Consider the following 14,191-nt stretch of genomic DNA (forward strand, 5'->3'; position numbering starts at 1 on the left):
TGATGCCCCCGGAATTCAACAAGCTCTTTCCCCGATAAGTCCCACAATCGGGCAGTACCGTCTTCCCCAGCCGTGGCAATGTATTCACCATTGGGACTAAAACTGACACTCCAGACTTGACCTTGATGCCCCCGGAATTCAACAAGCTCTTTCCCCGATAAGTCCCACAATCGGGCAGTACCGTCTTCCCCAGCCGTGGCGATGTATTCACCGTTGGGGCTAAAACTGACATGGGTTACCCAACCCTGATGTCCCTTTAATTCAGCTTTTTGATTGCCAGATAAGTCCCACAGTCGGGCAGTGCCATCTGATGAAGCCGTAGCCATGTACTTACTATTCGGACTAAAACTGACATGCCATATTCTTTGCTGATGCCCTTTGATTTGATTCCGTTCTCGAATGTTGTCAAGAATTTGTTGTAGGGCGACAACGGGACTGGTGGTAAGTTCCTCTGGGAGGAGACGACTATCTTGCGCCTGCTTTTGCAAAGCTTGCCCTGCTTCCATGGCTAAAAGTAACCCTTCGATTTCGTCACCCCTACTTTCAAACCGTTGCAAAGCTTGAAAACTGACCCGTTCGAGTCGAGTACTTTCCATCGTCTGTTTTAGTTCTCTAATCACTAAGTTGACGACGATTCCTGCAACTCCTGCGCCAAATAACGAGACGAACAGGATGCCCAAGCCCATGCGAATCGTGCGTTGGGCTTTATGTGTCGCCTCAACCAATATCTGATTTGCCTGTTCTGCTGCCTCCTTTTGCTTTCTCTCTAACTCCAACGCCATTCGTTTATCCAATTCTTGGCTAGCCGCTAAGAACTGATAATCGCGATCGCTTAAACTTTTATTAGTTGCCCACGCCAAGGCTTCTTGCAATGCCTGCCCCTGCAACAGCCGTGATTGAGCTTGACAGTTTGATTCCTCCCAGGCAGTAATTCCCTGACTATAGGGTCGCAAATTGGCTAATTCTTTCTCCACCCAACGACGGTTAAAAATCCCAGCATAAATGGGGTTATAAACTCTTAAATATCCCTGCTGTCTAACCACCAACCCCGTCAGTCGCAATTCGACTTGTTCCGGACTCTCGTCTGTGGGGATTTGTCCCTGCTGTAAAATATGTTGATAGAGTCCCAGCAGTCTACCTGCACTCTGTTCATTTGCCAGGATGCGATCGCGGATTGTTCTCAAATGCTCCGGTTCATCCCAGGCTTCCCAGTTTTCGATAATACACTGTTGTACTAACAGCTCAATCTCTTTAGTCGCCGATGGATTATCGGGATGGAATTCCTGACCCCTTGTATCCCATTCTTGAACAATGAAAGAACATAGTTTTTGAGTCAGAAACGGTTGTCCTCCTGTCCAATCCAATACCTCAGATAAAACCGCTTCAGCATTCTCTACGTAATTCTGCAATCCTTTGATTAAAGCTGACTTGGCTTCGGCAAAAGTAAACCCGGTTAACTCAATTGCCTGACCAATATTAAACGGTGTCCGCTGTTTGTCGGCGATCAAATCTGATGGCGTAGCGACTCCCAACAAACAAAAGGTGAGGCGTTGATAGTCGGGATTATCCACCCGTTGATTATAGCAAGCTCGGATAAAGGCAAAAAAGTCATCTTTGAACTTAATTTTCAGGATACTATCGATTTCATCGATAAAAATAACGATGGTTTCAGATAACTCAATTAACAGTACATCATCAATAAATTCACTCAACCGTTGTACTGGGGATAAAACTTCGCGATCGCGCCACCAGTTGCTAAAGTTAATCTTCCTGGAAAGTCGAAACCCGCGCAATAATTCAGACACCAATCCGCCATACCATTCTTCTGGCGTCACATGGCTACCAATGCGAGTCATATCAATCGATGCACATTTGACACCTTGGGCTTTTAGCTTTTTCGTCATCTGCACCCGCAAGCTTGATTTGCCCATTTGCCGGGAGTTGAGAACATAGCAAAACTCTCCGTTGATTAATCCCTGATACAATTGAGCATCAGCGTTTCGCACCACATAAGTCGGGTGCTGATAGTCTAAACTTCCCCCAACTTGGTAATAATTGCTATCTGGCATAGTTTAATTATTTGAATTTCTGCATTATTTTGTTTTTTATATATTATTAATTAATTTACTTTATTTCCCATTTTGCTTGCATTTCATTTATAAAAAATTTCCAGTTTAAATCTGACAACGTTTCTCTCCCATAGAGAGTGATAACTACTTCGATTAGTGTTTGGTGAATCGTCGATAAATCCATAATAATTTGTTTAAGCATAATTTCCCAAGCGATTTGTTTATTCAGACATCCTGCTCCTGTACCCAGTAAAGGAAAGACAATCGTTTTATATCCATAGTGATTGGCTTTTATCAGACAATCATGTACAACCTTCTGGATTATCTTTTTTGACGGAAATAATTCAAGCTGCCAATCAATAACTGTGCCATGGAATATTTTATTGGCTGGCAGATTTCCGGCTGATGTCACAACCACATCACCGATAGATAAAGCATTTAAAATCCTACAATCCTGGCTTTCTTTGTAAATTTCCTCGCCACCCATCCGTCTAATTCCGCGAGAGACTCCACCTCTCATACTGAGATAGGTATCATCCGAACTGACGATAACATCGGCGGCAAGATTGGTGATATCTCCTTGATAAATTCTGACTAATTTATCAGCGACTAAAAACTCTGATAAAAACCCCTCTTCTGGTTTAGGGGCAACTATTTTGACTAAACGCTGTTGAGGTTCTAAGTATGCCTTGGCAAATAACTCTAAAGCTCTATCAGTTAACTGTACAGCACTAGCCGCTATCTGATTAGATTCCTGAACGTCTGTCGGTAATTGTATAGGCAATGGTGTTTCTTTGTGTAGTAAATTCGCTTCTGCTAATATCTCATTGACCCAATTGTTATTAAAAACTGCCTGATAAATCTGGTTAGCGACTCTTAACTTTCCCTGCTGTTTTACCACTAACCCAGACAGGCGTAATTCCATCTGTTCTGAGGTGTCCTTGGCTTTCACTTCTCCTTGGTGTAAAATCTGTTGATAGAGGAGCAGTAAGGGTTTCTGACGCTGACTCCACTTGATGCGATCGCGGATTGTTCTTAAATGCTCCGGTTCATCACCGGCTTCCCAGTTTTCGATGATATTTTCCCGTACTAACGCCTCAATCCCGTTCGATGATTTGAGAGTATGGGATTCTGACTCTTGGACAATTAATTTACACAGCTTTTGCGTCAGAAAGGGCTGACCCCCTGTCCACTCCAATACCTCAGCGATTACCTGTCTGGGATGGCTGACAATGGTCTCTAATCCTTGCACCAATGGATTAACTTCATGTAAGTGAAAGCCCGTTAATTCTATCGCTGTGCCAATATTAAACGGCGTACTTAGATTTCTGTCGGCGATTAAATCCGATGGGGTAGCCACTCCCAAAAGGCAAAAGGTGAGGCGTTGATAATCTGGGTTATCCACGCGCTGATTATAGCAAGCACGGATAAAGGCAAAAAAGTCATCCCGAAAGGGGATTTTTATGATACTATCGATTTCATCGATAAAAATGACGATGTGATCAGATAACTCAATAAGGAGGACATCATCAATAAATTCACTCAAGCGTTGTACTGGAGATAAAACCTCGCGATCGCGCCACCATTTGCTAAAGTTAATCTTCCTGGAAAGTCGAAACCCGCGCAATAATTCAGACACCAATCCGCCATACCATTCTTCTGGCGTCACATGGCTACCAATGCGAGTCATATCAATCGCGGCACATTTGACACCTTGGGCTTTTAGCTTCTTAGTCATCTGCACCCGTAAGCTGGATTTACCCATCTGTCGAGAGTTGAGGACATAACAAAATTCCCCATTCATTAATCCCTGATACAATTGAGCATCCGCCTGTCGCACCACATAAGTCGGGTGCTGATACTCTAAACTTCCTCCTATTTTGTAATAATTGCTATCTGACATAGAGTCATTTTAGATCCGGTGAAATTGATAGTAAATTGCTAGAGCGTCGGCTAGTGTAATCCCAGTAACAAAAACCCTGTAGAGACGTTGCATGGAACGTCTCTACAATTTGGGTCGCTATAATTCATAATTTATAATTCGCTGAAAATAGTGTCGATATAACTGACAACGAGGGATGACGCGATCGCGCTTTCGCTGAATCAGCCCGATACTGTATAATTGATACGCCTGCATGGTTTCGATTTGCACGGGTTCTGTTGCACTGACAACCTGTTTTAAGGCGGCGGCTAATTCCGCATTTTCTCTGAGCATTCCCCAATGTCGGCGCAAATGTGCTTCATAGATTCCTGCTTCTGTTGGCGCATCATGTAATAATTGGGAGAGCGTTACATCCTGACGGGCTAAGTGATACAGTCCCAATCGCACTAAATAGGGATGTCCCCCTACCATCGCCATTAACTGTAGAACTTGCGTCTCATCCCAATCCAGTTGATAGCGTTGAGCTAAATCGGCAACTTGTTGCGAGGTAAACTCTGGCAATTCTATCGGTAATCCCACATTAAAGGGGGATTGATTAATATCCAAGGGTCCATAATCTTCTGTCGAATGTGCCACGACTAATCGCAATTCTTCCCAAATATCCACAGTCTTGGCTTCCTCATGCCAACTGCGTAACATAGGAAAGAACCCTTGTGCAATATCTGGGGACTGAAACACCCGATCTGCTTCATCTAATGCCAAAACTAAAGGTGAATCTAGTTGTTCTAATAAATGATCTTGGATGTAGGTTGTACAATTAACAATACTGCCCCGATCCTGATCCCAATACTTATCCAGTTGAGCATCAAGTTTAAGTTTAGAAGCGATACAAACACACAACCAGCGTAAAAATCGATTCAGACTGCTAAAGACTTCTGCCTCAGCTTGGAGCAAATTTAACCGCACCGTGGCATAACCTTGCTGTTCTGCATAGTCCAGAATCCGGTCTAGCAGCGACGTTTTACCCATTTGCCGAGGTGCTTTAATCCGAATCAGCGCCCCAGGTTGACGAATTGTCTGATAACAACGCTCCTCAATGGGAGGGCGTTCTATATAAAACTGAGAATTGAGTTTCACTGGATCATTCGGTAGTTCTAACCCATTTCCTAACGGTGGCGATGACCGATAAATTTGCCTAGACGTTGCATGCAACGTCTCTACATAACGCCTCGTCTTCCGTGATTGTACGCCTGTAGTTACAGAAGGCGGTGGTGATGCACTAGGGGCGACTTGTTTTGACTTTTCCGGGCGGCGACGTTCCCACTCTAGATTAAACCGTTGCATAATAGCATCTTTATCGTACCGCTTGTGCCAGAGTTTCAGAGTAAAGTGCCAATCATGTAATCCTTTCTTTCCCGGACGATTATCTTCCAGAATCTCGACAAAATCTGCCAGCCGTTTCAATGCTTCTTTAATTTGTTCGCTATTTAATTTGCCTTCATAGGGATCTAAGGATGTCAATTCTTGGAGAAATCGCACCTTTGTCCTGACAACCAACTGGTTTTCACTTTGCCAGTTGACTTTTATCTGTAGATGTTCTGTATTCTCCCACTCGTCATTGGCGTAAGCCAGCAACGCTTCTAACAGGCGCTGTGCCCGTTTTTTCGCTTGAGGTCCATAGTTCGGTCTAGCCATCGACAAGTCCCACCCGGTAAAAACGTTGGGGGGGTTCCCCTAAGTTGGGTAACATCCCCTAACGATTTATCCCCCATTGTAGATAACTTCTCGCTACCAGCACAGGTAGCAAAGTTGAGGGTAGTTCCCCCGTTGGTAGTAGGCACGCTTCGTGCCTCAAGCACCCCAATAATGGATAGTTGGGAGGTTGGGTAACGCTTACGCTCTAACCAACAGGAGTTTCTATGAGTTGGGTTACTCTTTCGGGAATACCAAAGGCGAACGAGAAGGCTCCGCGTTTCGCTATACGTATTCAATCAAACTTGATAGCCGTCAACCGGGATTTTGTATCATTTGCGTCAGCATTTCCACAGCTTTTACATACTGAGGGTCATTCATTGTAGCGGCGGAGTTTTCTCGAATCATGGCTATCTGTTGCTCTGATGTGAGACTAACAACCTGATCGGGTATAACTCCTGACTGAGCAATATCTCGCCCATTCGGAGTCAGGAACTTGGCGATAGTCATCGCTAAACCGGAGCCATCTGGAAGTTTACGCACTGACTGAATCAAATTCTCCCCAGCCGTGGGAGTACCTACCAAAATTGCTCGCTGGTTATCTTGCAATGCGGCGGCGAGGATTTCACTGGCTGCGGCTGATCCTTCATTGATGAGAACAACTAACGGTTTATCGGTCAAAGCGCGATTCCTGGCGATTTCTTCATTCGAGCTACCTTGGCGATTTACCGTAGAAACAATTGTTCCTTTATCTAACCACATCCGGGCAATTTCAATATTGGAGTAGAGTAATCCGCCAGGGTTAGAACGCAAATCTAAGATGTAGCCATTAACTGGCTGCGTCTCTAAGTCATTAATTGCCTCTCGCAATTCCTGAGCCGCGATCGGCGTAAACGGAGAGAGACGAATATAGCCAATTGTGCCAGCCGGAGTGTTTTGTGTATGATAGCGTATTGGCTTCAATTCAATTGGCTCTCGAGTAATTTCAAACTCCAGTTCCCGTTGATTTCGCCGTACTGTGAGGATAACACTTGTGCCAACTTGACCGAGGAGAAGTCGAACCGCCTCACTCCGAGTCATCTCTTGAGTGTTCTCACGATTAATTTTTACCAGTACATCCCCTGGAAAAATTCCAGCTTGATAGGTGGGATTTGATTCAATAGGATTAACAACAATGAGTTCTTTAGTGGTTTTATCTTGCCTTAGATAAAGTCCAATCCCGACCAAGTCGCTACTGGCGTCAACCTGCATAAATTTAAATTCTTCAGGTTCAAAAAACTGAGTATAGGGATCATTCAACAGTTTTAACATCTCCTGAATGGCACTATAGGCTTCTGCCTTCGACCTATAGGAACGATTCATATAGTCCTGACGAACAGAACGCCAATCCTGCTGATTGAATGTAGCATCAATATACTGTCTATCAACAATTTGCCAGACTTGATCAACGAGTTCTTTGGATTGCTTTGGCAAAGAAATACGCTCAACCTGTTCTTTAAATAGACCCATAACTCTTTGACCGACTTTATCAATGAGTTTAGGGTTCGAGGGAATCATAATGATTAAAGCTATAACGATAGTGGTTGTGCCGAGAAGTATCCATCTTTTCATTGGTTTTTGCTCCTTCAGGTTTTCTAAGTAGTCGGACAAGATTAAAGTTAGGGGTTGAGACTTGGGAACAGGGAACAGGAAGGATTTGAGGCTGGTTAACATTTCTTAGTACAGCGGACATAAGTTATATCCAGGTACTTATTGGCTCTCGCCCTATCGGTATTTCTCAACGGGTTTAATTTATGTAGTGTAGCTAGAGTTGGTGGGAATTAGTTGAGCGTAAGCGTTACCCACAGGCTAACCCGATTGGGTTGGGTTACTCGGAAAGAAGGCTCCGCCTACGTTCCCATAGCCCCACAACGGTGACATGCTCCCGTTTCGTTATTTTGACCTCTGCTAGCGGCTATTCGGAAAAAATTATCACAATAATTATCCAGGTTCTGGAAAAAAGTCAGTTCAGCTTGAGCCGTTTTGACTGTCCTCCTGAGTCAGGAACTGTCTAGGTGTTTAATATGGCTCTGTTATATACGGAGGCTGGGTTTGAGTCGTTTTAGGTAATGTGAAGTCGGCTTCCTTGAATATAGGGTTCAATTCCATAGGGGTGACAGGTTGACCCAGTTCAATCTAGTTTGTTTTCTGTTGGCATTAAAGGAAATGAGATAAAACTTCTTTATTTTTTTCTAAACAAGTTCTAACTTAAGCTTGAAGTCTAAAGTTTGAGTGAACTATAGTAACGGTGGATTAATCAGAGGGTTAAGCGAACTAAACGTATGTCTAGGATTACCGTTTCCGATTTACCTTTAGCTGGTTCTGAGTTGTTTCAAGGTGCTGAAACTTTTCTGAGTGATCTGACAGAAAATGACCTGTCGATTACGGCTGGACTGCCATTCCCTATCATTAGATCCATCATCGTTGATACAGCTCCCATGGGCGGCGAGGATCTTTTCTTTAAGTCTATTTCTTACATGGCGTGATGGATTGCTCGTTCCCTTATATTTAAATAGCTTCATCGGTTATGACATTTCTGTTGAATTCTGATAATATTTTCGATTATTTAGTTGAGCATGGTTTCTGCCATCCCTCAGAGCTAGCTCTCAGTCAGGTTGAGCCAGTTGCTGCCAAAAACTTTAACTTATTGGTAAAATTTACTGACACTCATAAGCTTTTGGTTAAGCAGGAACGGCACAATCAGGACGGAAAAGCGGCTGGTGAGTTTTGGGGTGAGTGGCAGATGCAACTGTTCTTACAACAATTTCCAGAGGTTGAACACCTACGCCCATTTTTGCCAGACGTGCTGCATTTTGATCGGGATTATTCCATTCTTGTCTGCCGTTATCTGGATGATTACCGGGATTTAATGGAGTTCTATAGGAAGGAAAATAGTTTTCCTACAGAAATTACGGTAGCAATGGGTAGGTTTCTGGGAACTCTCCATCGCGATACATTTAACTGTCAAGACTATCAGCATTTCTTTACTCAACAGTCGGATACTCTTACAACTGAGCAAGTTCCTAAATTAATTCGGGGGTTGGAACGAATTGGACCCGAAGTTTTTGGTCAAGTACCTGCTGATGGGTTGAAGTTTTTTGCCCTTTATCAGCGGTATGATAGTTTGGGGTGTGCGATCGCGGAATTGGGCGGTGTTTTTTCTCCCTGTTGCCTGACGCACAATGACCTGAAGTTGAATAATATCCTGCTGCACACCGATTGGGAGCAAACCGATGATAGCATTGTGCGTTTCATTGACTGGGAGCGCTCGACGTGGGGAGATCCAGGGTTTGATTTGGGAACATTGATTGCTAGCTATGTGCAAATTTGGCTGGGTAGTTTGGTGATCAGTAATTCACTCAGTCTCGAAGAGTCTCTGCGGTTAGCGGCGACACCTCTGGAACAGCTTCAGCCTTCTATTGCGGCTCTGACTCAAGCTTATTTTGACAGGTTTCCGGAAATCTTAGACCATCGCCCTGATTTCTTACGGCGGGTGGTGCAATTTGCGGGTTTTGCCTTGATTCAACAGATTCAGGCGATGATTCAGTATCAAAAGTCTTTTGGCAATATGGGGATTGCGATGCTTCAGGTTGCTAAGACGTTGTTATGTCGTCCGGAACAATCGATGGCGACGATTTTTGGTGCTGCGGCGGTTCAATTGACTCAGCGTAGCACAAATGCCACAGATAGTAGGGACACGGCACTGCCGTGCCCATCCGTGTCAACTTAAGCCACAACCTGACTTTTCACGGCATGTGGCGCAACGTGAGTGTTGCATTGTGTAGGGGCGGGTTTCACTACTATCTTTTCGGTGACACCCGGATGTGACTAAACCCGCCCAGACGCGCCATGGCGCGTCTCTACAATAGTTTCTAGACTTCCCGTGAAAAGTCAGAAGCCACAATCCCCTCTCCCCCAACCCCTCTCCCACCCTGGGGAGAGGGGAGTAAGAGGGAAGCGTAAGTTCCAAGATATTTAGTGACAAACGATTATGCAATTACTTGATTCTCCTCAAACTCAGCGAACGACTGAGGCAACTGGGCGATTACTGGAGGTTTTGGAAGATATTGTGAATAAGGTTGAGATTCAGTCGGATTTCTGCATTCGTCATCCTGATTACAAACCCTTTGAATTACCTGCTGAGGTGGTTGCCCGTTTTCAGAAAATGCCTGGGGATATTCAGCGGAAATATTTGAGTCTGCAACTGCGGAGTTTTCTCTACGGAATTTATTACAATGGCTCGATGCGAACCGCCCTGGCACCAGAGGCGGATTCAAATCCTCTGCCACTAGACCTAGAAAATAATACCATGTTGGGGGTAGATTTGGGGTTTTATCAGCGATTGCATGACAGCAATGGCGGTACTGGCTATTTTGATGGAGGTTGGTATGTTCTCAGGCAGGAAAGTGATGGCAGTTTAGCGGTGACGAAGGGGAGTTTGAGGCTGCATATTCAGCGCGATAAGCATCTTCAATCATTTGAGCAGGCTGCTGTTGTGGGTGATTCGGTGGCTATCCGGATGCCTAAGAATTTTGTGCAAAATGGCTTTTATATGGCGGTTGGCAATGTGGGGTCAAATCGTCTTGAGGATGCAAAGGGTGAGTCGGTGACGGTGCGAATTTACTTCAATTTGACTCCTGAAGGTGCAGTTGCGGTGATGGGTAGCCTGACGCAACGGCTAAATGAGAAGGCGATTCCTTTTAGTTTCAAGGTTTTGTACAATCCAAAGGATTATGGGCGGCATGATTCAGGGGTGCTGTACTTCGATAAGAGTGACTATGAGGGAGTTAGGGGCATTTTGCCGGCTGTGTATGGGGAGAATCCAGCGTATTTTCAGGATGAGGTTCCTTTATTTACGATGCCGCTTGCACCGGGGTTGGGGTTGGCTGAGGAACCTGACCAAAAGTTTGCTTCTGTGGAAAGCTTTGGTATGAATCGCTGTCAAATTGTGGCGAATGGGTTGCTGGAGGCTTGGTATAAAGAGGATGAGTCGCCAGAGGGGCGGATGAATGCTATTACCCGACAGTTTTCTCGGTTAGGACTTGACTTGCAGCATCCTTATCTGAATGCCAATTCCGAGAATATCTACTGCTCGTTGAATTGAGCGATCGCATGGTCTTATGTAGAAGAAAAATTAGTTCGATGAAAATAACCGATTCTGAGTTATCACAAATAACCCTCAACGCCACTTTTTTTAAAGAGCGCCTCAGTAACCCTTGTTACAAAAATGTTAGCCCCAAACAACTTGACCAAAATTTAATTGATAAACGCATTAAAAACTGGTGTCAAGTAGTCGGAGGGAAAGAAAAGCTTAAGAAGCGTCTCTACAGGGATGGATTAGACTTAAACACAGTCCGTCTCTTCTTAGGACAAGCTCCGCTTGTCGAAAATTATACCTTGCCCTCCTGGGCAAAAACACTCAAAGAATTAATTCAAACTTGCCCATCTTCATTTCGACATCCAGAAGCAGAACAAAAATTACCGATTGACCCTAAAACTCCCTTACCCTTTGAAGACTTTTATCTGACCTGTATTCTAGTCGGGCGGCGTCAATTATACACTCGACTATATCCAAATCAACCTCTGAAATTGCTGAGTAAAAAAGCCTACAAAACCCTAGAACGCAGCTTACTTCAACAACTGATAAATTTGGGAACAGAAACGTTATTTTTTGAATTTGAAAAATTTCGTCAAATCAATCATTTTCAAGATCACACCCATTCTCAAGAAAGCAAAATTCTGTATAATGGCTTTCTTCAAACCCTTCTAGAAGACGGAGGGGTTGTATTTTTCCAGCACTACCCAGTCTTTGCTCGTCTGATAGCTACAACCATTGATTACTGGGTAGAATCTACGGCTGAACTTATCGAACGTCTGCAAGCTGATTTATCAGAAATTGGATTAGTTTTCTCTGACACAATAAGCCTGGGAAACGTCAAAGACATTGAGACGTCTCTCTCAGATCCACACAATGGAAGACGCTGTGTTTTAGCTCTTACATTTTCGTCGGGCGTAAAGGTAGTGTATAAGCCCAAAGGCTTGGATCTCGATATTGCTTTTAACCATTTACTAGAGTGGTGCAACCAACATAATACATCCTTACCTTTCAAAGCAACAAAGATTATCAATCGCCAAAACTATGGCTGGGTTGAATTTATTAGCCACCAACCTTGTGAAGATAAAACCGCCGTTCAGCGTTTTTACAAAAGAATAGGAATGTTATTATCACTGCTGTTTGTATTAGGAGCAAATGATTGTCATAGTGAAAATATCATCGCCAATGGTGAATATCCAATTCTCGTTGATGCTGATCCCTTAATGTATCCTGGAATAAAAAACTTGGATCGAGCAGAGGACTGGTTTATACATTCAGTTTTAAAGACGGGTATTTTGCCTTGCTGGGATGGTAATTTACAGTCAGCAAATGCTCAAGATTCCAGCGTACTTGGTAATATTTACCCCCAGCAAGTTAATTCTTCTAGGGAGTGGAAATCTGTTAATACAGATAGGATGCACTTAGCTCCTAAATCAGCCATTATTCCGTCTGGATTTAATGTGGTAATTTTAGACAGTAAAACTGTCTCCCCTAATGATTATATTGAGGAAATTGTGACTGGTTTTGAGGAGATATACCGCCTCTTGATTAAATATAGGGAAAGTCTCTTCAGCGAGGAGAGTTCTCTGTCAGTCTTAAAAGCCTCCAAGTCTCGAATTATTTTACGCCCAACAATCATCTATGGTATCGCTTCCAAGCAAAGCCTCAGTCCTCAATATTTTCGGAATGGTGTAGACTACAGCCTTCGGATCAATACTATTATGGATGCTCTCAGCCCTTCCTACTTAACCCCTGAGGAAAATCCAAATGCTTGGGAAATTTGGCAATCAGAAATAAAATCTTTGCAACAACAAGATATTCCCTATTTTTCGGTACTCTGTAATAGTGATACCCTCGAACTTGAGCCTAACCTATCCATCAAGCATTTCTTTGAAACATCAAGTTATCAAAAAATAAGTGCCAAAATAAAAAACCTTGATGAGCGTAGTTTATGGTTGCAAATTAAATTGATTCGCCTGAGTTTTTCTGCAAAGATAGCACATTTGACGAATAAAAGTGCTGGTCAACAGTGTAATTTTACCGAATTCTCCCCTCTGACTTCTGAGGAATTACTGCAAGAAGCTATAGAAATTGGCAATGATATTGTCACTAATTCTATCTGGAATAATGACGGCTGTAACTGGATTAATTTAGAGTATATGTTCAAGGCGAACCGTTATCAACTCCAGCCGTTAGATGAGTCTTTATATACTGGGCGTACTGGAGTAAGCTTGTTTCTAGCCGCCTTAGGAAAAATGACTGGCAAATGCGAATTTAAAGAGGTAGCTCTAGGGGCTTTATTCAATTTACGCCAGTCTCTGAAAAAAAACAAAGTTCACCAAGAATTGCTTCGGTCAAAACTTGGTTTATTAGGGCTAGGCGGTATCATCTATAGTTTGGTTAAAATTAGCCAATTTTTACAAGAACCAACCCTTTTAGAAGATGCCAACCAAGCAGCCAAACTGATTACACCAGAGATTATTGCTACGGATGAAAAACTGGATATGATGTGGGGATCAGCCGGGATAATTTTAGGCTTATTACCCCTCTACCAGCAGACAGGCTCTAAAGTTGTATTAGACATAGCAATTGCCTGTGGCAATCATCTATTATCAAAACGAACTCATACCCCTCCTAGGGCTTGGATAACTTTAGCACAAGAAAGTAAGAAACCCTTAACTGGCTTTTCTCACGGCGCGTCAGGTATTTCTCTTTCTTTACTACGGCTATACTCTGCTACAGGAAACACAGCCTATTTAGAAGCGGCTAAAGAGGGAATTGAATATGAACGGAGTGTCTTTAACCACTCAGCCCGCAACTGGCCCGATTTTCGTTTATCAGAACAGACCAATCAAATTAATTTCATGCATACTTGGTGTCACGGAAGTGCGGGAATTGGATTAGCCCGCTTAGGTAGTTTACCAATTATACATACGCAGGAAATTTACTCTGACATTGATATGGCTTTAGAGACTACCCAGAAGTATGGAATACCCAATAGAGATGTAGACCATCTCTGCTGCGGAAGTTTAGGCAGAAGTGAACTGTTTGTTATGGCATCCCAAAAACTGGGTAAGCAGGAATGGCTAAAAATAGCGAGACAACAGACTGCATGGGTAGTCGGAAGGGCAAAAGACCATGGAAAGTATGCTTTTTTACCTCATTTGCCTAACTCCGTTTTAAGTCCAAGTTTTTTCCGAGGAAGCGCAGGGGCAGGGTATCAATTTTTGCGATTAGCTTATCCAGAATCGTTACCTTCAGTCCTCATTTGGGAATAAAGAATAATTTTTATCTATTTTTTCTAGAGATTTTTTTATTAAGAGTGTTGTGAGCTTTTTTTGGCTTATGGAGATAAACCTCATAATACCAAATCTAGGTTAGTCACCTCCGTTATAACCCAGTCCGCACAGGTGG

General features: G+C 43.4%; 8 protein-coding genes and 1 pseudogene. 4 read left to right on the forward strand and 5 right to left on the reverse strand.

All coding sequences use genetic code 11. The features are described from left to right. The 5 genes and pseudogenes from ACLGGO_RS01965 to ACLGGO_RS01985 form a co-directional block, all read right to left on the reverse strand. Positions 1 to 2,069, reverse strand: a 2,069-nt coding sequence (locus tag ACLGGO_RS01965) for an AAA-like domain-containing protein (protein ID WP_446418088.1), incomplete at its 3' end; no start/stop codon positions are given. A gap of 55 nt (positions 2,070 to 2,124) precedes the next feature. Further along, a complete protein-coding gene (locus ACLGGO_RS01970) occupies positions 2,125 to 2,853 on the reverse strand; it encodes a macro domain-containing protein (protein ID WP_446418157.1) in 729 nt (242 codons plus the stop codon). 30 nt (positions 2,854 to 2,883) lie between these two features. Further along, positions 2,884 to 3,972 (reverse strand): annotated as a pseudogene (locus ACLGGO_RS01975) (AAA-like domain-containing protein); the annotation flags it as partial. 117 nt (positions 3,973 to 4,089) lie between these two features. Next, on the reverse strand, positions 4,090 to 5,646 hold the full coding sequence (locus ACLGGO_RS01980; RefSeq protein ID WP_446418089.1) for an AAA-like domain-containing protein: 1,557 nt from the start codon (positions 5,644 to 5,646) through the stop codon (positions 4,090 to 4,092). A 312-nt stretch (positions 5,647 to 5,958) separates the two neighbouring features. Beyond that, positions 5,959 to 7,254, reverse strand: a complete 1,296-nt coding sequence (locus tag ACLGGO_RS01985; protein WP_446418090.1) for a S41 family peptidase — start codon at positions 7,252 to 7,254, stop codon at positions 5,959 to 5,961. A 710-nt stretch (positions 7,255 to 7,964) separates the two neighbouring features. Here ACLGGO_RS01985 and ACLGGO_RS01990 point away from each other — a divergent pair. The 4 genes from ACLGGO_RS01990 (at position 7,965) to ACLGGO_RS02005 (ending at position 14,055) form a co-directional block, all read left to right on the forward strand. Continuing rightward, positions 7,965 to 8,168, forward strand: coding sequence for a hypothetical protein (locus ACLGGO_RS01990; protein WP_446418091.1), 204 nt, complete (start codon positions 7,965 to 7,967; stop codon positions 8,166 to 8,168). 41 nt (positions 8,169 to 8,209) lie between these two features. Beyond that, positions 8,210 to 9,412, forward strand: a complete 1,203-nt coding sequence (locus tag ACLGGO_RS01995; protein ID WP_446418092.1) for a phosphotransferase family protein — start codon at positions 8,210 to 8,212, stop codon at positions 9,410 to 9,412. A 261-nt stretch (positions 9,413 to 9,673) separates the two neighbouring features. After that, positions 9,674 to 10,786, forward strand: a complete 1,113-nt coding sequence (locus tag ACLGGO_RS02000; protein WP_446418093.1) for a T3SS effector HopA1 family protein — start codon at positions 9,674 to 9,676, stop codon at positions 10,784 to 10,786. 38 nt (positions 10,787 to 10,824) lie between these two features. After that, complete coding sequence (locus ACLGGO_RS02005) at positions 10,825 to 14,055, forward strand: type 2 lanthipeptide synthetase LanM family protein (protein ID WP_446418094.1); 3,231 nt, start codon at positions 10,825 to 10,827, stop codon at positions 14,053 to 14,055. Positions 14,056 to 14,191 lie beyond the last annotated feature (136 nt).

Source organism: Coleofasciculus sp. (genome assembly GCF_046565525.1).
Lineage (GTDB): Bacteria > Cyanobacteriota > Cyanobacteriia > Cyanobacteriales > Coleofasciculaceae > Coleofasciculus.